Below are 23,182 nucleotides of genomic sequence, written 5' to 3' on the forward strand. Positions count from 1 at the left end.
CCATGTGCGTTACCACGGCTTGCGCTCTAGAGGCCGTTACGCCATGACCGATACCGAAGTAAAGGCGCCAAAGATCGAATTTCCCCAGACTGATTATCCGATTAAGGTGATCAGCGACACGGGCGTCGGCAACAAAGACAAGATCATCGACATCGTCAAGAAACACGCGACCATCAATGATGAGCGCATCGACGAACGTCAAAGCAGCAATGGCAAATACACCACCATCCAGTTGCACATCGTCGCGACCGATCAGGATCAGCTGTACAACATCAACAGCGAACTGCGGGCTTCCGGTTTCGTGCACATGGTGTTGTGATGCCGGGCACGCTGGGCTTTCGCGAACTTGGCCAGATGGCTTACGAGCCGGTCTGGCATGCCATGCAACGCTTCACCAACGAACGCGGCAGCAATGCCGCCGACGAAATCTGGCTGGTCGAGCACCCTCCGGTGTTCACCCAGGGCCAGGCCGGCAAGGCTGAACATTTGCTGCTGCCGGGCGATATCCCGGTGGTGCAGGTCGATCGCGGCGGGCAGGTGACTTATCATGGTCCCGGCCAGCTGGTGGCCTACCTGCTGCTGGACGTGCGCAAGCTGGGTTTCGGCGTACGCGATCTCGTCACGCGCATGGAACAGTGCCTGATCGAACTGCTGGCCAGCTACGGCGTGACCGCCGCAGCCAAGCCGGATGCTCCCGGCGTCTACGTCGACGGAGCGAAAATCGCTTCTCTGGGTTTGCGGATTCGCCACGGTTGTTCCTTTCATGGCCTGGCCCTGAACGTGGATATGAACCTGGAACCGTTTCGACGGATTAATCCCTGCGGCTATGCCGGGCTGGCGATGACCCAGCTGAGCGATCACGCAGGACCGATTGAATTTGCCGAGGTAAGTGCCCGGCTGCGCGCGCAGCTCGTCAAACACCTCGACTATGCTGAGCAGACGACCCTGACGGGCGGAATCGACTGATATGACTACTGATGCAGTGCAAACCATGATCCCGACGCTCGACGTGACCGAGCGCCCGGCCCCGCGTCCCAAGGTTGAAGCCGGCGTCAAGCTGCGCGGCGCCGAGAAGGTTGCACGCATCCCGGTAAAGATCATTCCGACCACCGAGCTGCCGAAGAAACCTGACTGGATTCGTGTGCGCATCCCGGTTTCCCCGGAAGTCGACCGAATCAAGAGCCTGCTGCGCAAGCACAAGCTGCACAGCGTCTGCGAAGAGGCATCCTGCCCGAACCTGGGCGAGTGCTTCTCCGGCGGCACCGCGACCTTCATGATCATGGGCGATATCTGCACCCGTCGCTGCCCGTTCTGCGACGTGGGCCACGGTCGTCCGAAGCCACTGGACGTCAACGAGCCGGAAAGCCTGGCCATCGCCATTGCCGACCTCAAGCTCAAGTACGTGGTGATCACTTCGGTTGACCGCGATGACCTGCGTGACGGCGGTGCCCAGCACTTTGCCGACTGCATCCGCGAAATCCGCAAGCTGTCGCCGAACGTGCAACTGGAAACCCTGGTCCCGGACTACCGTGGCCGCATGGACATCGCCCTGGAAATCACTGCTGCCGAGCCGCCGGATGTGTTCAACCACAACCTGGAAACCGTGCCGCGCCTGTACAAGGCTGCGCGTCCGGGTTCGGACTACCAGTGGTCGCTGACCCTGCTGCAACGCTTCAAGCAGATGATGCCGCACATTCCGACCAAATCCGGCCTGATGCTGGGCCTGGGCGAGACGGACGAGGAAGTCATCGAAGTCATGAAGCGCATGCGCGAACACGACATCGACATGCTGACCCTCGGTCAGTACCTGCAACCGTCGCGCAGCCACTTGCCGGTGCAGCGTTTCGTGCATCCGGACACCTTCGCCTGGTTCGCCGAGGAAGGTTACAAGATGGGCTTCAAGAACGTCGCTTCCGGCCCTCTGGTACGTTCGTCGTACCATGCCGACGAGCAGGCGAAACTGGTCAAGGCCGAGCTGCTCGGTTCCTGATTCTGCGCTGAAGGCTGCATCAAATACCCGCTTCGGCGGGTATTTTTGTTTGGGTTGTTAACCTCTGAACCTTGTGGCGAGGGAGTTGGCTCGCGCTGGAGTGCGCAGCCGTCGCGAAGATCTTGGTGGCGCTGCGCAACCCGGCAGGAGCCAGCGCCCCCGCCACGAATTATTGAGTGAGCTCGCCTCTTTTGTTTGTCGCTTTACCTGACTACTGTGTCCGCAAGACTTCACACAGGGAGACCCATGGATGACTGTTCGACCGACACATACCCTCGTTGCGCACAGACCGGTGCCGGCGCTGCCATCTGAGGGGCTGATTGGCGTGATCGCCCCCGCAGGGCCTGGTGCGCTGAACACCGAAAAAGCCGTGCAGTGGATGCGCGCCCGTGGTTATGCATTGAAGGTGTTTCCCGGGGTCTACGAGAAGGACGGCTATCTGGCCGGCAGTGACGACGTACGCCTCAATGACCTGCACGCTGCATTCGCTGACCCCGAGGTCGACGCGATCATCTGCCTGCGCGGTGGCTACGGCACGCCGCGTCTGCTGGACCGGATCGACTACGACCTGCTGAGCCGCCATGCCAAGCCGTTTGTCGGCTACAGCGACATCACCGCGCTGCATCTGGCGATCAGCCGTTATGCCGGCTTTGTGACCTTCCATGGCCCGCTGCTCAATGCCGACCTGTTGGGTGACAAGGAGCCACCGACTGTCACGTCATTCTTCGCCATGCTGCGCGGTCAGGTGAAGGCGGGGAGTGTGCTGAGTCATCCGGTGGCCTATCCATTGACCACTGTCGAGCCGGGTATTGCTCATGGGCGGCTGCTGGGCGGTAATCTGGCGATGATTGCCTCAACGCTGGGTACGCCATACGAAATCGACGTGGAGGGCGTGATTCTGTTGATCGAGGACGTCAACGAGCCGTTGTACAGGATCGACCGTTTGCTCACGCAAATGCGTCTGGCCGGCAAATTGGCCCGATTGCGTGGGGTACTGGTCGGTGACGTCGCTGGCGTGGATAGCGACGCGTTGAACCGCCTGCTCAAGCAGACTTTTGAACCGTTGCGAATCCCGGTGCTGTCCGGTTGGCGCAGCGGGCATTGTGATCCGAACCTGACACTGCCGATGGGGGCGCTGGTGAGGCTGGATGCGGGGAAGAAGGAGTTGATGTTGGAGCAGGATGTGGTCACCCGATAATGTGTGGGTGAAGCAAACAGATCGCAGCCCTCGGCAGCGCCTGCACGGTAAACATCAATCCCGTGCAGGCGCTGCCGAAGGCTGCGATCTTTTGATTTTGCTTTACTGCGTGCGCAGGCTCTCGAGCAACTTGTGCGTCGGATACCCGTCCGCCGGCCAGCCAAACGACTGCTGGGCACTGCGGATGGCCTTGCGCGTGTTGGCGCCGATGATGCCGTCCGCCGTTCCGGCATCGTAGTTACGCGCGCTCAGCAGGTTTTGCAGCTCGATGCGTTCGGTGCGGCTCAGCGGCAGGTCATCCTTGGGCCAGGTGCCATTGATCAGGCCGCCACCGTCGAAGCGCTCGGACAACAGGCTCACCGCCAGAGCATAGGACGACGAGTTGTTGTACTTGAGGATCGCCCGGAAGTTGTCGAGGATCAGGAACGCCGGGCCACGATAGCCTGCCGGCAGCAGCAGGGCCGCGGACAGCTGTTCCGAACCGGCTGGCGCCTGACCGCCATTGGGCAGGATTACCCCCAGTTGACGCCACTCGGCAACGCTCTTGCGAATCGCGCCATCGGCCAGGGTGTAATTGAAACCGCTTGGCAGTTGCACTTCAAAGCCCCACGGCTGACCACGCTGCCAGCCGGAACTTTGCAGATAGTGCGCGGTGGAGGCCAGGGCATCGGCCGGACTGCCCCAGATATCGCGGCGACCGTCACCGTCGAAATCCACCGCATGGGTGTTGTAGGTGGTCGGAATGAATTGGGTCTGCCCCATCGCTCCGGCCCACGAACCCAGCATCTTCTCTGGAGTGATATCGCCTTGTTGCAGGATCTGCAGGGCGGCGATCAATTGCGCATGGGCAAATGCCGGGCGACGGCCTTCGTAGGCGAGGGTGGCCAGCGAGTTGATCACCGACTTGTTGCCCTGGAACTGACCGAAATTGCTTTCCATCCCCCACACCGACACCAGTGCCTGGCGATCGACGCCGTAACGCTGTTCGATGCTCTGCAGAATGTCGGCGTACTGGCTGATCAGCGCCTGGCCCTTGCGCACCCGCAGCGGCGATAACGCGCCGTCGAGGTATTCCCACACTGGCCGTGAGAACTCCGGCTGACTGCGGTCGGCTTTGATCACGCTGGTATCGAAGCTGACATTGGCGAACGCGCGATCGAACAGGTCGGCGCGAATACCGGCGGCCAGCGCATCCTTGCGAAAACCCGCCTGCCATTCGGCAAAGGTCTGGGTCGGCTGGAGATCGAGAGGGTCGGCGGACGGCACTACCGGCGGGATGATCGCTGGGGCCGTGGCAACTGGGGCGGCTTGCAGGGGTTGCGCGTCGGCGGCGGTGGGTTTTTCCGCGCAGGCGACAAGCAGAATGAAGCTGGAGGCAGCGATCAGCTGGCGAACGGGCCAACGACGGGAAAGACTAAAGGGCATGCACAGTTCCAGGGGATACGGATCAGGTGCAGACCTTAACATGACCAGGGGGTGCTGCGCTTCAGGCGGCCAGAAAGTAAGAAGCCTCCCAGTTGTCAGACTGGAAGGCTTCGCGGCGGTAGCTGCCTTTACCCTTGGCTGGTCGTTCCTGGCGGCTGCGGAACAGGGGTTGGGCGACGATGGATTTGGCCTTGTTCGGGCCATGTTTCGATGGCTTTTTGCTCATGAGGGCTCTCTCGAGTGAGTGGGTTTTGCGCGGCAAATAATCTGCCGATGTTGGGCGTCTGTCCAGTTCCTGTTATGTGGGAATGTGTTGACGCTTTCGCGAGCAGGCTCGCTCCCACATTTGGAATGCATTTCAATGTGGGAGCGAGCCTGCTCGCGAATGGTCGTTATGCGGTAGGACAGGTTATTCGGCGGGAAGTGTCAGGCGTTGGCCAGCCATCAACAACGCCAACCGGCTCAGGCTCATCCACGGCGAACCGGCAGCCTGGCCCTTGATCTGTGCATCTATACGCTGGGCTTCGAGTAGCAACTGCGCCCAACGTGGCGCCGAGTAGCGTTGCAGGGCCTTGCTCATCAGTGGTTTGCGCTTGTCCCAGACCGGGGGCTTCGCCTGACTGAAGCACTTGTCCAGCGGCGTGCCCTGGCTGTATTGCAACGAGATATTGGCCAGCAGTCGCAGTTCCCGCGCCAGCGCCCAGAGAATCACCGGTGGCTCGACCCCTTCACCGCGCAGGCCTTCGAGCATACGCAAGGCGTGAGCCGGTTCGCCATTGAGCACGGCATCGGTCAGGCCGAACACGTCGAATCGGGCACTGTCGGCCACAGCGGCCTGCACGGTTTCGACGGTGATCTGCCCACCTTCGGCCATCAGCTTGAGCTTTTCGATTTCCTGTGCGGCGGCGAGCAGGTTGCCCTCGACGCGTGCGGCAATCAGTTCGACCGCGTCCTGACTCGCCGACAAGCCGGCCTGCGACAGGCGCTGACGAATCCAGCTCGGCAACTGGTTGGCGTCCACCGGCCAGATCTGGATGAATTGAGTCTGCTGACCTTCGACCAGCGCCTTGCCCCACTTGGTTTTCTGCGCGCTGCCATCGAGCTTGGGCAGGCTGATCAGCAGCACCGTGTCTTCCGCAGGGCGCGAGCAGTATTCGATCAGCGCGGCAGCGCCCTTGTCACCGGGTTTGCCCGAAGGCAGGCGCAGTTCCAGCAGGCGTTTCTCGGCGAACAGCGACATGCTGGCACCGGCCTGCAACAACGTGCCCCAATCGAAATTGGCGTCGGCAGCGAATACCTGGCGTTCGTCGAAACCTTGCTGGCGGGCCGCACTGCGGATGGCGTCGGCAGCCTCCTGACACAACAGCGGGTCATCGCCGCTGATGATGTAAACGGGCGCAAGCGTGCCTTGCAGGTGTTTGCCGAGTTGAGCGGGAGCGAGCTTCATGGGAAATACCGAACGGGGCGCCTGAGCGCCCCGATCCTCTTACTGCTGCGGTATTTCGAGCGGCGACTGACGCGGGGTTTCCGCTTCAGCCTTTTGCGCGGCTTCCAGCGCATCGGCTTCAGCCTTGGCCCGTGCGTTGGCGGTTTGTTGCAGTTGCTGCAGTTGAGCCGGCGTCAGCTGTTGCAGACGCAGCATCATGCGCTGAATCAGCTCGCGACGGGTTTCACGACGCGCTTCGTTGGCTTCCTGATCGGAGCCGACGAGGTTGTTGCCGTCGTGGATAAATACCTTCTGCACTTCAAGCTTGTCGCTCAACAGCGAAAGGTTCTTGTCGCCACGGATGTCGTAGCTCAGCACCGTGCTGACCTGATACTCGCCCGTACGACCGGCGCCGGCGTAGCTGAGGATGCGTTGGCTTTCCTGCTCGTCAGCCAGGTACAGCTTGTACGGTGCACCGCTGTAAACCTTGACGCCACTGGACTCCAGCGTCTGACGCAGCTGGGTGACGGTCTCGCCATAAGCGTTGCGGGCGCTCAGGTCGAGCTCCTTGAGCGTCAGTTCATTGGTGCCGGTACCGCGCAGCTGGAAACCACAGGCGCTCAACAGGACGGCAAGGCCCATCACCAGCAGATTGCGTTTGATCATTGTGTTGCTCCCCTTGAAACCATGTGGGCCGACCGTGCGGCCCGAAAGGTTTTACTTGGCGCCGGACAACACCGGCGCCCGATCCAATTAGCTGGCGACGATATTGACCAGTTTCCCGGGCACTACGATCACTTTACGAATAGTCAGGCCGTCGACGAAACGCAGTACGTTTTCGTTGGCGCGGGCTGCCGCTTCCACTTCTTCGCGCGTCGCGCTGGCCGGCATGTCGATCTGCCCGCGCAGTTTGCCGTTGACCTGGATAACCAGGGTCAGGCTGTCCTGCACCAGTGCGCTCTCGTCCACAACCGGCCAGTCGGCGTCGATCACTGCGTCGGCGTGACCCAGTTGTTTCCACAGTTCGTGGCTGATGTGTGGCGTGATCGGTGCCAGCAGCAGCGTCACGGCTTCCAGGCCTTCATGAATCAGCGCGCGATCCTGTTCGGTGCTTTGTGCGGCTTTTTCCAGCACGTTCATCAGCGTCATCACCTGAGCGATGGCGGTGTTGAATTTGTGATTCTGGCCGACGTCATGGCTGGCCTGTTTGATGGCCAGGTGAGTCGCGCGGCGCACGGCTTTCTGCTCATCGTTCAGGCTGGCGACATCCAGTTTGCCCGGCAGGCCCTGAGTGACGTGGGCTTGCGCCAGACGCCAGACGCGCTTGAGGAAACGGTGCGAGCCTTCAACGCCGGAGTCGGACCATTCGGCGCTCATGTCTGGCGGCGAAGCGAACATCATGAACAGGCGGCAGGTGTCTGCGCCGAACTGATCGATCATCGACTGCGGGTCGACGCCGTTGTTCTTCGACTTGGCCATTTTCTCGGTGCCACCGATTTCCACCGGCAGGCCGTCGGATTTCAGTTTGGCGCTGATGACCTTGGCTTTGCTGTCGCGTTCGAGCTCGACGTCGGCCGGGTTGAACCAGGTGTAGGCGCCATTGGCTTCGCGACGATAATAAGTCTCGGCGATCACCATGCCCTGGGTCAGCAGGTTCTTGAACGGTTCGTTGGAGCTCACCAGGCCTTCGTCGCGCATCAGTTTGTGGAAGAAGCGCGCGTACAGCAGGTGGAGAATGGCGTGTTCGATACCGCCGATGTACTGGTCGACCGGCAGCCAGTGATCGGCTGCGGATTTTTCCACCAGACCGCCTTCGAAGTGCGGCGAGGCGTAACGGGCGTAGTACCACGAGGACTCGACGAACGTGTCCATCGTGTCGGTTTCACGCTTGGCCGGCTGGCCGCATTTCGGGCAGCTGCACTCGTAGAACTCGGGCATGCGTGCCAGCGGCGAACCGGCGCCGTCCGGCACCACGTCTTCCGGCAGTACGACGGGCAGTTGATCTTCCGGCACGGGTACGTCACCGCAAGCATCGCAGTGGATGATCGGGATCGGGCAGCCCCAGTAGCGCTGACGGCTGATGCCCCAGTCGCGCAGGCGGAACTGAGTGCGCGAGGCACCGAGGTTCTTCTTGATCAGTGCGACTTCCATGGCGTCGAAGGCGCCCGCGAAGTCCAGGCCGTCGAACTCACCGGAGTTGATCAGCGTGCCGTGCTCGCCGTAGGCGTCCTGCCACGGCGCCGGGTTGGTGTCACCGGAGCTGGTGCGTACCACCGACTTCACCGGCAGGTTGTACTTGTGGGCGAATTCAAAGTCACGCTCGTCGTGAGCCGGTACTGCCATGACGGCGCCATCGCCGTAGTGCATCAGTACATAGTTGGCGACCCATACCGGCAGTTTTTCGCCGGTCAGCGGGTGCTCGACGAACAGGCCGGTCGGCAGGCCTTTCTTCTCTTGGGTGGCGACGTCGGCTTCAGCCACGCTGCCGCCCTTGCATTCGGCGATGAACGCTTGCAGCTCAGGGTTGTTCTTCGCTGCGAGGCTGGCCAGGTGGTGTTCGGCAGCCACGGCAACGTAGGTCGCGCCCATCAGGGTGTCCGGACGGGTGGTGAAGACTTTGAGGGTGCCTTCTTCGCCGATCGAGTCGACGTTGTACGGGAACTGCACTTCCATGCCGCGGGATTTGCCGATCCAGTTGCGCTGCATGGTCTTGACCTGTTCCGGCCAGCCCGTCAGTTCGTCGAGGCTCTCCAGCAGCTCATCCGCGTAGGCGGTGATCTTGAAGTAGTACATCGGGATTTCGCGCTTTTCGATCAGCGCGCCGGAGCGCCAGCCGCGACCGTCGATCACCTGTTCGTTGGCCAGAACGGTCTGGTCGATCGGGTCCCAGTTCACGGTGCCGTTTTTACGGTAGATCACGCCTTTTTCGAACAGGCGAGTGAACAGCCATTGTTCCCAGCGGTAGTAATCCGGTTTGCAGGTGGTCACTTCACGGGACCAGTCCACGGCGAGGCCCAGGCTACGCAGCTGGGACTTCATGTAGGCAATGTTTTCGTAGGTCCACTTGGCGGGGGCCACGTTGTTCTTCATCGCGGCGTTTTCTGCCGGCATGCCGAAAGCGTCCCAACCCATTGGTTGCAGAACATTCTTGCCTTGCATGCGCTGATAGCGGGAGATCACGTCGCCGATGGTGTAGTTGCGCACGTGCCCCATGTGTAGCTTGCCGCTGGGGTAAGGGAACATCGACAGGCAGTAGTAGGTTTCCTTGCCTGGCTGTTCACTGACTTCAAAGGACTTTTGCTCGTCCCAGAACGACTGGGCGGCGGCTTCGATTTCACGGGGCTGATATTGTTCGTGCATGGCTACTTTTGTACTGGATAGGGGTGGCCTAATCCTCTTCAACGCAGGTTCCGGGGTGGCCCGGACGAGCTGGAAGTGGAATTACAGGAAGCGCCGTAGCATACATGACCGCGCTTGGCCTAGGGAAACCCTGATTACAGCTGTTTGGTCCGGCAAAACCGTGGCGAGGGCCGTTGGTCGCGGCGTGCAGCCGGTTTGTACAGCGAAGCTAAGCTCTAACTGGGGAGTGAGTCTTATCTTCAATGAGGTGAGGGATGGTGGAGCAACGGAAAAAAAACGTAACGAAACCCGAGTTGTACGAAAGGCTGATCGACCGTCTGGGTGTGGCCCTGGACACTTTGAAAACCGCTGACCGGCTGCGCGATGAGCGCCCCCTGGAACTGGAATTGCGTGGCTTGAGCCCCGCCGAGTTCAAACTGGTCAAGGCCTATCTGGATCGCAGTGAACGTGAAACGCATGGATGCCTGTCACAAGCAGTGAAGCAACTCGATGCAGCACATTCGGCCAAGGTCATCTGGCTCAAGGACAAGGCACCCCGCAGAGAGACCGACAAGGTTCGTTCTCTGCAGGCCAAGTAAGCGCATGGCAGGTCAAGAACCGGATCTTTTGCAACAGGATCCCACCTATTGGTTGTAACGCTCTATTAACACTTTTAGGCTTCGGGCATCTGTGGAGATGCCCGATGCCTTTTCGTTATTTCATCAAACAACTTTTATTGCCGCCCGGCATCCTTTTGCTGCTGTTGCTGGCCGCGTGGTGGCTGCGCCGCTCGCGGCCGCGCCTGGCTGGTGTGTGTTTCGCCATTGGCTTTGGTGGAATGTGGCTGATGAGCCTGCCGGTGGTCGTGCAGTGGGGCGCCAAGGCGCTGGAGCGCGAACCGCCGCTGGCCCGTGGAGAATGGGCAGCGCTGGCGCAGCGGGCCGATGCGATCGTGGTGCTCGGTTCCGGGCGCGAGCGCGGTGATCTGGCCTGGGGAGAGGATCAGCCGACCGGCGTGGGGCTTGAGCGTCAGCGTTATGCCGCGCGACTGGCCAAGGCGTCCGGGTTGCCGATTCTGACCACGGGTGGCTTGCATTACGGTACGCCGCCGACCGAGGCGAAGTTAATGGCGGATTCGCTGCACGACGACTTTGGCGTGACGGTGCGCTGGCAGGAAGGTGAGAGCCGCACTACCTGGGAAAACGCGAAGTTCACCGCCGATATCTTGCTGCCGCAGGGGATCAAGCGTGTGGTGATCGTGACACAGGCCTGGCACATGCCGCGGTCGGTGTGGAGTTTTCAGCAGGCGGGATTTGAAGTGGTGCCAGCGCCGGTCGGGTTTCTCGGGACCGATAACGCCAGGCCGTTTGGTGGCTGGCTGCCGGAGTTCAAGTCGATCTGGCAGAGCGGGCAATTGCTGAACGAAGCGGTAGGGCAGGTGGGGTATTCGCTGTTTTACCGCTGAAGATCAAAAGATCGCAGCCTGCGGCAGCTGCAACAGGGAAAATACAAGTCCTGTGTAGGCGCTGCCGCAGGCTGCGATCGTTTGCTTTAGAGCGTTTTCGACATCCGGCTGGCCATCAGTGCCCAGCCAAACAACAGCAAGCACACGATGATCAATGGCCACGAACGCCATTGCAGGTACGGCGTCAGGTTGTGCATCGGCACCACTTCACCGTACAGAATGCCCTGTTCAAACTGCGGAATCTGCTCGGTGATCTGCCCGAACGGGTTGATCAGTCCGGTCACGCCGTTGTTGGTCGCGCGGATCATCCAGCGCCCGGCCTCCAGTGCACGCATCTGCGCCATCTGCAAATGCTGCAACGGGCCAATCGAGGTGCCGAACCAGGTGTCGTTGCTGATCGTCAGCAGCAGATCGCTGCGCGCTGACAGGCTGGCGGCAAATTCCGGATACACCACTTCGTAGCAGATAAACGGTGCGATTTGATAACCCTTGGCCTGCAACAACGCCTGATCGGCCGGGCCGCGGGCAAAGTCGGACATCGGCAGGTCGAAGAATGCGATCAGCCCGCGCAGTACATCCTGCAACGGCACGTATTCGCCGAAGGGCACCAGTTTCTGCTTCAGATACGTGCCATCGCCTTCGCCGACCACGGTGATGCCGTTGAAGAAGCGTTTTTCATGACGAACGGTTTCGCGGATCGGTACGCCAGTGATCAGCGCCGATTTACGCTCGGCGGCGAAGGTGCCCATCATGGTCAGGTAGCCCTCGGCGGACTCCTTCAATACCGGCACGGCGGTCTCCGGCCAGATCAGCAGATCCACCGGTTTCGAGCGGAAACTCAGGTCGCGGTACAGGGCCAACTGCGCATTGAGTTCGGCCGGGTCCCATTTCATGCTTTGTGCGACGTTGCCCTGAATCGCGGCAACGCTCAATGGTGCGCCGGACGGGCTGGTCCAGGCATGACCTTTGAGCGCAATGCCGGCCACCCATGGCCCAACCAACAGCACCAGACCGGCAGCGATAAAGCCTTTGCGCCTGGTTTGCAGTAGGCGTGGAGCGTTATAGATCAGCGCCGCTGTCAGTGCCAGAACGAACGACACCAGCCACATCCCGCCAACTGGAGCGAGCCCGGCCAAGGGGCCGTCGAGCTGGCTGTAACCCGAGTACAGCCATGGGAAACCGGTGAGGAACCAGCCGCGAAACGCTTCCTGGCCCACCCACAACGCAGCAAATGCCAAGGCATCGGCCACCGGTGCTTCATTGCGGCGCAACCAGCGCGCCCACAACCAGGCCGGCAGGGCAAAGAACCAGGCGATCGCGGCGGTAAACAGCAGCATCAGGAACCCCGCCAACAGCACCGAAGCACCACCGAAATGGTGGATGCTGTAATAGATCCAGCTGGTGCCGGCGCCGAACAGGCCGAAACCGAAGCACCAGCCGCGGCCCAGTGCCTGGCGCGGGCTCAGCTCGCGCAAACCGGCATAGAACAGGCCGACCGCCAGCAAGGCCAGCGGCCAGATGTTGAAAGGTGCCAGAGCGAGGGTGGTGATTGCACCGGCCGCCACGGCCAGCAGGTTACCGGGCCAGCCGGGGCGGGTTGTCCAGCGCATTTCAGTCCTTAGATTTCTTACCGGGCGATAGGGGTCAGTCGCAGCAAATGAATCCGACGGCTGTCGGCGTTCAGGATGCGGAAACGATAGGCGCCGATTTCAGTGATTTCATTGCGTTTTGGCAAGTGCCCGAACGCGCTCATCACCAGGCCGCCGACGGTGTCGAACTCGTCATCGGAAAACTCGCTGTCGAAGAACTCGTTGAAGTTCTCGATCGGCGTCAGCGCCTTGATCAGGAAGTCACCGCTGGGCAGCGGCTTGATGTAGCTGTCTTCTTCGACGTCGTGCTCGTCTTCGATATCGCCGACGATCTGTTCCAGCACGTCTTCAATGGTCACCAGACCGGCCACACCGCCGTACTCGTCGATGACGATGGCCATGTGGTTGTGGTTGGCGCGGAATTCACGCAGCAACACGTTCAGACGCTTGGACTCCGGCACGAAAGTGGCCGGGCGCAGCAGGTCCTTGATGTTGAAGCTGTCGCCGTTCTCCTTGAGGATCAGCGGCAGCAGGTCCTTGGCCAGCAGCACGCCCATCACGTCGTCATGGCTTTCACCGATGACGGGATAGCGCGAGTGGGCCGAGTCGACCACGGCCGGGAGGAATTCACGGGGTGTCTGGTTCGCCTTGATGCTGATCATCTGCGAACGCGGGACCATGATGTCGCGCACTTGCAGGTCAGCCACCTGGATGGCGCCTTCGACGATGGCCAGCGCTTCGCTGTCCAGCAGTTTGTTCTGATGTGCATCGCGCAGCAGCTCAAGCAGCTCCTGACGGTTCTTCGGCTCGTGGGCAAAAGCCTGGGTCAGTTTACCCAGCCATGACTTCTGCCCGTTGCTCGATCGATCTTCGCTCATAGCGATTACTCTGAATCCTTTGTTGTAACGATAGGGGATGTTTCGGTTTCGTCGTCCGCGTACGGATCGGGATAGCCCAGTTCGGCAAGCAACTCGCGTTCCAGTGCTTCCATTTCTTCGGCTTCGTCGTCATCTATATGGTCGTAACCGAGTAGATGCAAGCAGCCGTGAATGACCAGATGTGCCCAGTGTGCTTTAAGTTCCTTGCCCTGTTCGGCGGCTTCGCGCTCGACCACCGCCACGCAGATCACCAGATCGCCGAGCAGCGGGATGTCGAGAAACTCGTCGGGCACTTCGGCCGGGAACGACAGGACGTTGGTCGCGTAATCCTTGTGGCGCCAGGTGTGATTGAGCTCGCGGCCTTCTTCCTCGTCGACCAGACGAATGGTCATTTCCGAGTCGGCGGTGCGCTGGCGCAGGGCCAGTTCGCACCATCGGCGGAAGTCGGCTTCACTCGGTGCGCTCGCTTCGGTAGCGATTTGCAGGTCTAGCTCAAGCATCGCGCGAGGTTTCCTTGGCGGCTTCTGCGCGGGTCTCGAAGCGCTCGTAGGCTTCGACGATCCGCTGCACCAATGGATGGCGCACGACGTCTTTAGGCTGGAAGTGCGTGAAGCTGATGCCCGGTACGTCCTTGAGCACTTCGATCACATGATGCAGGCCGGACTTGGTGCCACGCGGCAGGTCGACCTGAGTGATGTCGCCAGTGATGACCGCAGTCGAGCCGAAACCGATCCGGGTCAGAAACATCTTCATCTGTTCGACGGTGGTGTTCTGGCTTTCGTCGAGAATGATGAAGCTGTTGTTCAGCGTGCGGCCGCGCATATAGGCCAGCGGCGCAACTTCGATCACCTGACGCTCGATCAGCTTGGCCACGTATTCGAAGCCGAGCATTTCGTAGAGTGCGTCGTAGAGTGGGCGCAGGTACGGGTCGATCTTCTGCGCGAGGTCCCCGGGCAGGAAGCCAAGTTTTTCACCGGCCTCGACTGCCGGACGCACCAGCAGGATGCGGCGGATCTGCTCGCGCTCCAGCGCATCGACAGCACACGCCACGGCCAGATAGGTCTTGCCGGTACCGGCCGGACCGATGCCGAAATTGATGTCGTTGCCGAGGATTTCCTTCACGTAGCGCAACTGATTCAAGCCACGTGGGCGAATCATGCCTTTCTTGGTGCGCAGGGCAACGGAGGCTTCGGCAGGGGCGTGATTGTCCAGCTCGACGACGGCTGATTCCTGCAGGAACAGGTGCACGAGATCCGGCGACAGCTCGGTACCCTTGGTTTCCCGGTACAGGCGGCGCAGCAGATTTTCCGCAGACGTGGTGTGCTTGGGGTCGCCGATCAGTTCGAACTGGTTTCCGCGGTTGCGGATCTCGATGGCCAGGCGCTGTTCGATCAAGCGCAAATGCTCGTCGAATTGCCCGCACAGATTGGCGAAGCGGCGAGCCTCAAAGGGCTCGAGGATAAAACGATGTGGTTCTATGGGTGCGTTCAAGGTCGTATTTAGCCGCCCTGGGGCAATTAAGATGAAATCAAGGATAACGCCAGAGGCCTGGGTGCGAAAGCTCTTAAATTGATGAGCACAATCTCAGTAACAGTGCGGTCCACTGTGGGAGCTGGCTTGCCAGCGATAGCGGTGCAACAGGCGACATATTTGTCGGGGCTGATGGCCTTATCGCTGGCAAGCCAGCTCCCACAGGATTCTCTGAGTTCCTGATATTTTTTTACTGGATCAGCGAGCCGCGCAGCGAGTGCGGTTGTGCCGCGTCGATGTGCACATCGGCAAACTGCCCGATCAGGGTCGGATTGTCGCAGCGGAAGTTGACGATTCGATTATTCTCGGTGCGCCCTTGCAGCTCGCCAGGGTCTTTCTTCGAATAGTCGGTCACGAGAATGCGCTGGATCGAGCCGACCATTTGTCGGCTGATCTCGAAGCCTTGCTGATTCAGGCGGTGCTGCAAGGCATTCAGGCGTTCTTTCTTCAGCTCTTCCGGGGTGTCATCGGCCAGATCGGCTGCCGGAGTGCCCGGGCGCTGGCTGTAGACGAACGAGTAGGAGAAGTCGAAGCCGACATCGGCAATCAGCTTCATCGTCTGTTCGAAATCTTTCTCGGTTTCGCCGGGGAAACCGACGATAAAGTCCGAACTGATGCAGATGCCCGGCACGGCGGCGCGCAGTTTGCGCAGCTTGGACTTGTATTCCAGCGCGGTGTGGTTGCGCTTCATTGCCGCGAGAATCCGGTCCGAACCCGATTGCACCGGCAAGTGCAGGTGTTTGACCAGTTCCGGCACTTCGGCGTGGGCCTGGATCAGGCTGTCGGAGAACTCCAGCGGGTGTGAAGTGGTGTAGCGGATGCGGTCGATGCCATCGACGGCGGCGACCACACGGATCAATTCCGCCAGATCGGCCAGGCGCCCGTCATGGGTCAGGCCGCGATAGCCGTTGACGTTCTGCCCGAGCAGGGTCACTTCCCGCACGCCGTTTTCGGCGAGGTGGATGATCTCGGCGATCACATCGTCGAACGGCCGGCTGACTTCTTCGCCGCGGGTGTAAGGCACCACGCAGAACGTGCAGTACTTGCTGCAGCCTTCCATGACCGACACGTAGGCGCTCGGGCCGTCGATGCGCGGCTCGGGCAAGTGGTCGAATTTTTCGATCTCCGGGAACGAGACGTCGACTTGCGGCAACTTGCTGCTGCGCGCGGCGTCGATCATTTCCGGCAGACGGTGCAGGGTCTGCGGGCCGAACACCACGTCGACGTAAGGGGCGCGATCACGGATCGCCGCGCCTTCCTGGCTGGCCACGCAACCGCCAACGGCGATCACCATGTCCGGGTTGGCCAGTTTCAGTTCGCGCCAGCGGCCGAGCTGCGAGTACACCCGATCCTGGGCGCGTTCGCGGATCGAGCAGGTGTTGAGCAGAATCACGTCGGCGTCTTCGGCACGCGCGGTGACTTCCAGGGCCTGGTGTTCGCCCAGCAGATCGACCATGCGCGAGCTGTCGTACTCGTTCATCTGGCAACCGTGGGTTTCGATGTAAAGCTTCTTGGCCATGGAGTAGGGTCGTCACGTGATTCAAAGAACCGCGCATTATAGGGAACAAGCCCTCAGGTTCCTACCGCTGCGCGTCCGGTGGCTATGCTATAGTTTGCGCCCTCATTTTTATCCCCGATGTTATCCCCCCGCCATGACCAAACGCGAAGCTCCAATCTATAAGGTGATTTTCCTCAACCAGGGCCAGGTGTTCGAAATGTACGCCAAGCAGATCTATCAAAGTGATCTGTGGGGTTTTCTGGAAGTGGAAGAGTTCGTCTTTGGCGAGCGCACGCAAGTGGTCGTCGATCCGAGCGAAGAGAAGCTCAAGGCGCAGTTCGAAGGCGTAGTGCGCAGTTTTGTGCCGATGCATTCGATTGTGCGCATCGACGAGGTGGAACGTCTGGGCACCCCGAAAATCAGCGAAGCCCGTGGCGCGGTCGGCAATGTGATGCCGTTCCCGATGCCGATGCCTGAGAAGTAAAACCGGATCTGGATTTGAAATGATTTGTGGCGAGGGGATTTATCCCCGTTCGGCTGCGAAGCACTCGCAAGTCCATTCAGCAAGGTGTGTCAGACAGAACCGGATTGCAGGGTTTGGGGCTGCTTCGCAACCCATCGGGGATAAATCCCCTCGCCACAGTTAATCACCACACGATCAAGGCAATGGCGAGAAAGGCGTACGCCCATCGGCGTTCTGCAGTTCCATCAGGTATTTACGGAAAATTTGCCCGAGCACCTGGGTCGCGGTTTCGAGGTCCTCGCGGGACATTTTTTCCGAGACTTCGTCGGCCGTGTCCAGCGCATCTTCGGCGCCGTTGACCGCCGCCATCTTCAGCACGATGTACGCCTGAATGTTGTTGGCCTGCACGCCTTCGCCGTGGAAGAACATGGTGCCGAGCTTGAACTGCGCCTGAGCGTGGCCTTGCAGCGAGGCTTTCTCGAAGTAGCTCAAGGCTTGATTGAGGTCGCGCGGCGCATTCTTGCCGTCGTAGTAGAACTCACCCAACTCGTATTGCGCTTGCGCATCCCCTTCGTCCGCCGCTTTCTGGCAGGCGGCCAGTGCCTGCGTGACGTCTTGCGGCTGAGTATTGAGGGTGCAACGACCCATCGCCGGGATCAACAACGAGTTGCCGCCTGCTTGTGCATGCGCGAGCAGGGGCTGAAGGAGCAACAGGCAGCCCAAGGCAAGGGTGCGGCCGGTGCGGTTCATGGGAATCGACTTACCTCTGAAGGGCACGCGGACCCATCGAGGGATCCAATAAGCGCGCATTATGAAATAAGCAGGGCCAACCTTACAAAGTCTTTACTCGTTTTTCTGCTGCGCGGGGAATATATCGCCCACTTTGTGGAGGAATCTTGGCAGAAGCATCGGAAAAACCGTCTGGATGTAGGTGAAAGCTGACGCTGGCGATGGCCAACGTCAGCGGTACGGCGATTACTTCAGGGCAGCGAAGGCGCGCTCGGCAGCGTCCAGGGTGATTTTCAGCTCGGCTTCACCGTGGGCGATCGAGGTGAAACCGGCTTCGAATGCACTCGGCGCCAGGTACACACCGCCTTCCAGCATCAGGTGGAAGAAGCGCCCGAACAGGGCCGCGTCGCTGGCCATCACGTCTTCGAAGGTGACGATGTCGTCGGCACCGCTGAAGTACAGGCCGAACATGCCGCCGGCCTGCGTGGTCACGAACGGAATGCCCGCCGCATCGGCGCGTTGTTGCAAGCCATCGAGCAGGCGCGTGGTGTAGTCGGTCAGTTCATCGTGGAAACCCGGACGGCTGATCAGACGCAACGTGGTCAAACCCGCTGCCATTGCCAGCGGGTTACCCGACAACGTGCCGGCCTGGTACACCGGGCCCAGCGGCGCGATGCGTTCCATGATTTCACGCTTGCCGCCAAAGCAGCCGACCGGCATGCCGCCGCCGATGATCTTGCCGAACGTGGTCAGGTCAGGATTGACCCCGTAGTACGCCTGGGCACCGCCGAGGGCAACGCGGAAACCGGTCATCACTTCGTCGAAAATCAGCACCACGCCATGCTTGTCGCACAGCGCGCGCAGGCCTTCGAGGAACCCCGGCGCCGGCGGTACGCAGTTCATGTTGCCCGCCACTGGCTCGACGATGATGCACGCCACGTCCTGGCCAACTTCGGCGAGCATCTTCTCAACGGCGTCGATGTCGTTGAACGGCAGGGTCAGGGTGTGTTTGGCGAACGCTGCCGGGACACCGGCCGAACTCGGCACGCCCTGGGTCAGTGCACCGGAGCCGGCCTTGACCAGCAGGCTGTCGGAGTGACCGTGGTAGCAGCCTTCGAACTTGATGATGCTGTCGCGGCCGGTGTAACCACGGGCCAGACGGATCGCGCTCATGGTCGCTTCGGTGCCGGAGCTGACCATGCGCACCATGTCCATCGACGGCACCAGCGAGCAGACCAGATCGGCCATCTCGGTTTCCATCGCGGTCGGCGCGCCGTAGGACAGGCCGTGTTGCAGCTGATTGCGTACGGCGTCGAGCACGTCCGGGTGGCTGTGGCCGAGGATCATCGGGCCCCACGAACCGACGTAATCGACATAACGCTTGTCGTCTTCGTCAGTGACGTAGGCGCCTTCGGCGTGCTTGAAGAACAACGGTGTGCCGCCCACGCTCTTGAACGCACGAACCGGCGAATTCACGCCACCGGGAATGTGTTTCTGGGCATTGGCAAACAGGGTTTCGGAACGAGACATGATCGGGCTCTCAAATCAGATTTTCAGAAGTTCGTTGAAGGCGCGGGCGCGGCGGGTCACTTCGGCAGTGCTTTGGGCACCGAACAAGCCGTGGACCACCGCCAGCAGGTCGACACCGTGGGCCACCAGCGGCGCGGCGTTGTCGAGGGTGATGCCGCCAATCGCGCAGACCGGCAGATGCAGCGTGCGCTTGGCCTCGTCGAGCAGATCGAGGCTGCAGCTCGGCGCGCCGGGCTTGGTGTTGGAATTGAAGAAGCGGCCGAAGGCGACATAACTTGCACCTTCTTTGGCGGCTTGTTCGGCCAGTGCGAGTTGCGCGTGGCAGGTCGAACCGATGATGGCTTTGGAGCCGAGCAGGGCGCGGGTCGGCGATAGCGGGCCGTCGGTCTGGCCCAGGTGCACGCCAACGTTCAGGCGCGCGGCCAGTTCGGCGTCATCGTTGATGATCAGCTGCGTTTTGTAGCGCTCGCACAGGTTGCGCAGCGCTTCGGCCTCGCGCAGACGGCGGGCCTCGTCGCTGCTCTTGTCGCGGTATTGCAGCAGGGTGACGCCGCCTTCCAGCGCCGCCTCCACGTAGGACAGAAACTTGCCGGCCAGCAATTCGCTGTCGGTAATGGCATACAGGCCACGTAGTTTCATCAGGCAGACCTCACGACGTTACGAGCAGAAATCCAGCGGCAGGCGGCGCGGCACGAACTGGCCTTTGCCCAGTTGTTCGGCATCGCGCAGGGTGCGCCAGGTGTAATCCAGTGCCGTGCGTACGGCGCTGGCGAGGTGTTCGCCTTGGGCCAGGCGACCGGCGATAGCGCTGGCCAGCGTGCAACCGGAACCGTGATAGCTGCCTGGCAAACGCTGGCAATAGAAGGTTTCGCGCAGGCCGTCACGGCTGTACAGGCGATTGTGGATTTCAGTTTCGTCGCCATGGCCGCCGGTGATCAGCAGGTTTTTGACGAACGGCAGGAGTTTTTCCGCGCACTCGTCTGCAGTGCCTTCGGGCAGTTCAGCGAGGATGCGCGCTTCAGGAAGATTGGGGGTGGCGATGATCGACAGCGGCAGCAGACGCTCGCGCATCGCATAACCGACCTCGTCCTTGCCCAGGCGTCCGCCGCCGCCGGCGCGCAGCACCGGGTCGCAGACCACCGGCAGGTGCGGGTGCGCCGAAAGCAGTTCGACTACGGTGTCGACCATTTCCAGCGAACCGAGCATGCCCAGTTTGACCGCCGCGACTTCGGAGTCGTTGAGCACGGCATTGGCCTGGGCCAGTACCCACTCACGGTCGAGGACGCGGAAGTCAGTGACGTTGACGGTGTCTTGCACGGTCAGGGCGGTGACGGCCGGAGCCGCATGGCAACCCTGCGCGAGCAAGGCTTCGATATCTGCCTGCAAGCCGGCGCCACCACTGGGGTCGTGGCCGGAGAGACAGAGGACAACGGGGCGGGAGCTGTAGATATTCATGGTGCGCGAGCTTACCACCAAACCTGATTTTGGGGTTCAGTCCTGTCAGTGGTTCCTCGCCACACAGGTATTCACCACATCCGCTGTTGCAGGTAGTTGACCAACTCAACAGCTCTAGCCCGCGACTTTGCTCTGAAACGCCCGTTCTAGAGCCTTTGTAGGAAAAATTTCGATGGTGCTTAATGGCCATCAACGGCTATGCTAGTCTGGATCCAAACCAATAACGGGTAATACCGGTTTTACGTCTACTCAAAGGGAATGGGGGGCTTCCTGACGCAACCGGACGAGCCACGCTGGGGCTTCAATGCGCTATTTGCTGATATTGCTGTTCTGCTTGCCCCTCCTCGCAAGCGCCGTCGAATTCGACGAAAACACTCAGAGCCTTCCCCTGGGCCGCTCCTTGCAAGTGTTCGAAGACCCGAGTGGTCAGGCGAGCATCGCCGACGTCCGCGCTCAAGCGGCGGCGGGCAATTTCAAACTCCACGATAAAGCCACGCTCAACGCCGGTTACTCGCGTTCGGCGTTCTGGCTGAAGATCGACCTGCATTACCGTCCGGCCAATCCCGCCGCGCAACGCACCTGGCTGCTGGAGCTGGCGTACCCGCCGCTTGATCATCTTGATCTGTATATGGCCGATGCCAATGGCGACTATCGCCTGATCCGACAGACCGGTGATGCGTTGCCGTTCGCCAGTCGCGAGATCCGTCAGAACAACTACCTGTTCGACCTAGAGTTCAAGCCCGATCAACAACGCTCGGTGTACCTGCGCCTGGCCAGCGAAGGCTCGATCCAGGCGCCGGTAACGTTGTGGTCGAGCACCGCGTACCTCGAAGACCAACCGGTGCGCCTGTACGTACTGGGCATCATTTATGGCGTGTTGCTGGGGATGCTGGTCTACAACCTGTTCATCTACCTGAGCGTGCGCGACACCAGCTACCTCTATTACATCTTCTACATCGCCTCGTTCGGCCTGTATCAACTGTCGGTGAACGGGGCGGCGGTCGAGTATTTCTGGCCGGACAATCCGTGGTGGGCCAACGCCGCCACGCCGTTTTTCATCGGCTGTGCGGGGCTGTTCGGCAGTCAGTTCGCACGCAGCTTCCTGCAGACGAACAACCACAGCCGCTGGCTGGATCGCGTACTGATCGGCCTGATCGCATTCAGTGCGCTGGTCGTGGGTTTGTCGCTGATGACCAGTTACGCCCTGTCGTTGCGGTTGGCGACCCTGCTGGCGCTGACGTTTACCGTGGTGATTTTCGCCGCGGGGATTCTGGCCTGGTGGCGCGGCCTGCGGGTGGCGCGTTATTTCATCATTGCCTGGTCGGCGTTTCTGCTCGGCGGCATCATCAATACGCTGATGGTGCTGGGCCTGCTGCCGAACGTGTTCCTGACCATGTACGCCAGCCAGATCGGCTCGGCCATCGAAGTGGCGCTGCTGTCGCTGGCGCTGGCCGACCGCATCAACGCGATGCGCGAGCAGCAGGCGCAGACCCTGTTCGACGCCGGGCAGAAGCTCGAAGTGCTCAACCAGCAATTGGCCCACAGCAACAAGCTCAAGGACGAATTCCTCGCGACCCTGACCCACGAACTGCGCACGCCGATGAACGGCGTGATCGGTTCGCTGGAACTGATGCAGACCGTCGAACTGGATCCGGAACTGGAGCAATACCAGCAGACCGCCGCCGGTTCTGCCCGCGACATGATGCGCATGGTCAACGGCATCCTCACCCTCACCGAACTGCAGGCCGGCAAGCTCAAGGCGACGCCGGACAGTTTCAGCCTGCGCGGGGTGGTCGAGGCGTTGCGGCTGCAGTTCGACGGCAACGCGGCGAGCAAGTCGCTGGACTTCAAGGTCGAGGTGCTGCCGACCCTGCCGGACCGTTTGCACGGCGACAGCGTGAAACTGGCGCAATGCCTGGAATGCCTGCTCGACAACGCGATCAAGTTCACCCGCGTCGGCGGTCTGGCCCTGCGCGTGACCGGCAAGCCTGCGTCGGACAATCGTCTGGCGCTGTCGTTTGCGGTGATTGACACCGGCATCGGTTTTACCGACCTGGGCGAGGCAACCCTGTATCAGCGTTTCTTCCAGCTCGACGGGTCAATGACACGCGAGTACGGCGGATTGGGCGTCGGCCTGGCGATCTGCCGGCAACTGGTGGAATTGCTCGGCGGCAAACTCACGCATCGTTCCGAACCCGGTCGCGGCAGCCGCTTCCAGCTCGATGTCGAGTTCGAGCTGCCGGCGGTCGAGGCGGCGCCAACACCCCAGCCATCGCGCGATTGTGTGCGTGAACCGCAGGACTGCACAGTGCTGCTGGTGGATGACAACAGCGTCAACCAACTGGTGATGCGCGGCATGTTGCTCAAGCTCGGTTTCCGCGTGCGTACTGCCGATAATGGTGCGGCGGCGCTGGATTGCCTGCAGCGCGAAAGCTTCGACGCGGTGCTGATCGATTGCCAGTTGCCCGCACAGGATGGCGCGGCGCTGGCTTGCCAGATCCACGCCTTGCCAGGTTGCGCCAGTCTGCCGGTATTCATGCTGGCGCTGAGCGCCGATCGCGAGCTGTGCGCCAGCGGAGCGACGATCGACTACCTGAACAAGCCGGTGAAATTCGAGGATTTGCAGTCCGCGCTGGAGCGCCGGGTGTTGTGTTGTTGATAGGGTAA

22 protein-coding genes are annotated in these 23,182 nt (G+C 60.9%); 8 read left to right on the forward strand and 14 right to left on the reverse strand.

The features are described 5' to 3' along the window. Positions 1-43 precede the first annotated feature (43 nt). The 4 genes from K5Y35_RS11175 to K5Y35_RS11190 all read left to right on the forward strand — a co-directional run bounded on the left by K5Y35_RS11175 (position 44) and on the right by K5Y35_RS11190 (position 3,188). Positions 44-319, forward strand: a complete 276-nt coding sequence (locus tag K5Y35_RS11175; protein WP_027612895.1) for a DUF493 domain-containing protein — start codon at positions 44-46, stop codon at positions 317-319. Then, positions 319-966 (forward strand): lipoyl(octanoyl) transferase LipB, encoded by a 648-nt coding sequence (lipB, locus tag K5Y35_RS11180; RefSeq protein ID WP_128615294.1) that lies wholly within the window; start codon positions 319-321, stop codon positions 964-966. The genes K5Y35_RS11175 and lipB overlap by 1 nt, the downstream gene beginning before the upstream one ends. A 25-nt stretch (positions 967-991) precedes the next feature. Further along, on the forward strand, positions 992-1,990 hold the full coding sequence (gene lipA, locus K5Y35_RS11185) for a lipoyl synthase (RefSeq protein WP_160768663.1): 999 nt from the start codon (positions 992-994) through the stop codon (positions 1,988-1,990). 250 nt (positions 1,991-2,240) lie between these two features. Further along, positions 2,241-3,188, forward strand: a complete 948-nt coding sequence (locus tag K5Y35_RS11190) for an LD-carboxypeptidase (RefSeq protein ID WP_128615295.1) — start codon at positions 2,241-2,243, stop codon at positions 3,186-3,188. 102 nt (positions 3,189-3,290) lie between these two features. On the opposite strand, the gene K5Y35_RS11195 is transcribed toward K5Y35_RS11190, so the two are convergent. From K5Y35_RS11195 to leuS, 5 genes are all read right to left on the reverse strand, one after another. After that, positions 3,291-4,613: a lytic murein transglycosylase gene (locus tag K5Y35_RS11195; RefSeq protein WP_222834228.1), complete on the reverse strand. Its 1,323-nt coding sequence runs from the start codon at positions 4,611-4,613 to the stop codon at positions 3,291-3,293. Between the two features lie 61 nt (positions 4,614-4,674). Next, positions 4,675-4,839 (reverse strand): alternative ribosome rescue factor ArfA, encoded by a 165-nt coding sequence (gene arfA, locus K5Y35_RS11200; RefSeq protein ID WP_128615297.1) that lies wholly within the window; start codon positions 4,837-4,839, stop codon positions 4,675-4,677. Positions 4,840-5,022: 183 nt separating this feature from the next. Continuing rightward, positions 5,023-6,060: a DNA polymerase III subunit delta gene (holA, locus tag K5Y35_RS11205; RefSeq protein WP_123463841.1), complete on the reverse strand. Its 1,038-nt coding sequence runs from the start codon at positions 6,058-6,060 to the stop codon at positions 5,023-5,025. 39 nt (positions 6,061-6,099) lie between these two features. Next, positions 6,100-6,705, reverse strand: coding sequence for an LPS assembly lipoprotein LptE (gene lptE, locus K5Y35_RS11210; RefSeq protein ID WP_123463842.1), 606 nt, complete (start codon positions 6,703-6,705; stop codon positions 6,100-6,102). A gap of 87 nt (positions 6,706-6,792) precedes the next feature. Then, positions 6,793-9,399: a leucine--tRNA ligase gene (leuS, locus tag K5Y35_RS11215; protein ID WP_222834229.1), complete on the reverse strand. Its 2,607-nt coding sequence runs from the start codon at positions 9,397-9,399 to the stop codon at positions 6,793-6,795. Between the two features lie 254 nt (positions 9,400-9,653). Between leuS and K5Y35_RS11220 the strand changes: the two genes are divergently transcribed. Both K5Y35_RS11220 and K5Y35_RS11225 read left to right on the forward strand, forming a co-directional pair. Beyond that, on the forward strand, positions 9,654-9,977 hold the full coding sequence (locus K5Y35_RS11220; protein WP_123463844.1) for a hypothetical protein: 324 nt from the start codon (positions 9,654-9,656) through the stop codon (positions 9,975-9,977). 104 nt (positions 9,978-10,081) lie between these two features. Next, complete coding sequence (locus tag K5Y35_RS11225; protein WP_222834230.1) at positions 10,082-10,843, forward strand: YdcF family protein; 762 nt, start codon at positions 10,082-10,084, stop codon at positions 10,841-10,843. 86 nt (positions 10,844-10,929) lie between these two features. Here K5Y35_RS11225 and lnt read toward each other — a convergent pair whose 3' ends face one another. The 5 genes from lnt to miaB all read right to left on the reverse strand — a co-directional run bounded on the left by lnt (position 10,930) and on the right by miaB (position 16,359). Continuing rightward, positions 10,930-12,453 (reverse strand): apolipoprotein N-acyltransferase, encoded by a 1,524-nt coding sequence (gene lnt / locus K5Y35_RS11230; RefSeq protein WP_128615300.1) that lies wholly within the window; start codon positions 12,451-12,453, stop codon positions 10,930-10,932. Between the two features lie 17 nt (positions 12,454-12,470). Beyond that, the gene (locus K5Y35_RS11235; RefSeq protein ID WP_027612886.1) at positions 12,471-13,310 is read right to left on the reverse strand and encodes an HlyC/CorC family transporter; all 840 of its coding nucleotides are present in this window, start codon (positions 13,308-13,310) and stop codon (positions 12,471-12,473) included. Between the two features lie 5 nt (positions 13,311-13,315). Continuing rightward, positions 13,316-13,810: an rRNA maturation RNase YbeY gene (gene ybeY / locus K5Y35_RS11240; protein WP_123463847.1), complete on the reverse strand. Its 495-nt coding sequence runs from the start codon at positions 13,808-13,810 to the stop codon at positions 13,316-13,318. Then, on the reverse strand, positions 13,803-14,801 hold the full coding sequence (locus tag K5Y35_RS11245) for a PhoH family protein (RefSeq protein WP_128615302.1): 999 nt from the start codon (positions 14,799-14,801) through the stop codon (positions 13,803-13,805). The genes ybeY and K5Y35_RS11245 overlap by 8 nt, the downstream gene beginning before the upstream one ends. Positions 14,802-15,030: 229 nt before the next feature. Further along, positions 15,031-16,359: a tRNA (N6-isopentenyl adenosine(37)-C2)-methylthiotransferase MiaB gene (miaB, locus tag K5Y35_RS11250; RefSeq protein WP_007960557.1), complete on the reverse strand. Its 1,329-nt coding sequence runs from the start codon at positions 16,357-16,359 to the stop codon at positions 15,031-15,033. Positions 16,360-16,492: 133 nt separating this feature from the next. On the opposite strand from miaB, the gene K5Y35_RS11255 reads away from it, so the two are divergent. Beyond that, a complete protein-coding gene (locus tag K5Y35_RS11255; protein ID WP_003185742.1) occupies positions 16,493-16,822 on the forward strand; it encodes a DUF1820 family protein in 330 nt (109 codons plus the stop codon). A 174-nt stretch (positions 16,823-16,996) separates the two neighbouring features. On the opposite strand, the gene K5Y35_RS11260 is transcribed toward K5Y35_RS11255, so the two are convergent. The 4 genes from K5Y35_RS11260 to K5Y35_RS11275 form a co-directional block, all read right to left on the reverse strand. Beyond that, the gene (locus tag K5Y35_RS11260) at positions 16,997-17,551 is read right to left on the reverse strand and encodes a tetratricopeptide repeat protein (RefSeq protein WP_047296791.1); all 555 of its coding nucleotides are present in this window, start codon (positions 17,549-17,551) and stop codon (positions 16,997-16,999) included. Between the two features lie 225 nt (positions 17,552-17,776). Next, positions 17,777-19,060: a glutamate-1-semialdehyde 2,1-aminomutase gene (gene hemL, locus K5Y35_RS11265; RefSeq protein WP_123463851.1), complete on the reverse strand. Its 1,284-nt coding sequence runs from the start codon at positions 19,058-19,060 to the stop codon at positions 17,777-17,779. 15 nt (positions 19,061-19,075) lie between these two features. Then, entirely contained in the window at positions 19,076-19,699 is a 624-nt protein-coding gene (gene thiE / locus K5Y35_RS11270) for a thiamine phosphate synthase (protein ID WP_123463853.1), read from the reverse strand. Between the two features lie 18 nt (positions 19,700-19,717). Further along, on the reverse strand, positions 19,718-20,515 hold the full coding sequence (locus tag K5Y35_RS11275) for a hydroxymethylpyrimidine/phosphomethylpyrimidine kinase (RefSeq protein WP_123464146.1): 798 nt from the start codon (positions 20,513-20,515) through the stop codon (positions 19,718-19,720). 304 nt (positions 20,516-20,819) lie between these two features. Between K5Y35_RS11275 and K5Y35_RS11280 the strand changes: the two genes are divergently transcribed. Then, positions 20,820-23,174: a hybrid sensor histidine kinase/response regulator gene (locus tag K5Y35_RS11280; protein WP_222834231.1), complete on the forward strand. Its 2,355-nt coding sequence runs from the start codon at positions 20,820-20,822 to the stop codon at positions 23,172-23,174. Positions 23,175-23,182 lie beyond the last annotated feature (8 nt).

This window comes from Pseudomonas sp. SC3(2021) (assembly GCF_019856535.1).
Classification (GTDB): domain Bacteria; phylum Pseudomonadota; class Gammaproteobacteria; order Pseudomonadales; family Pseudomonadaceae; genus Aquipseudomonas; species Aquipseudomonas monsensis.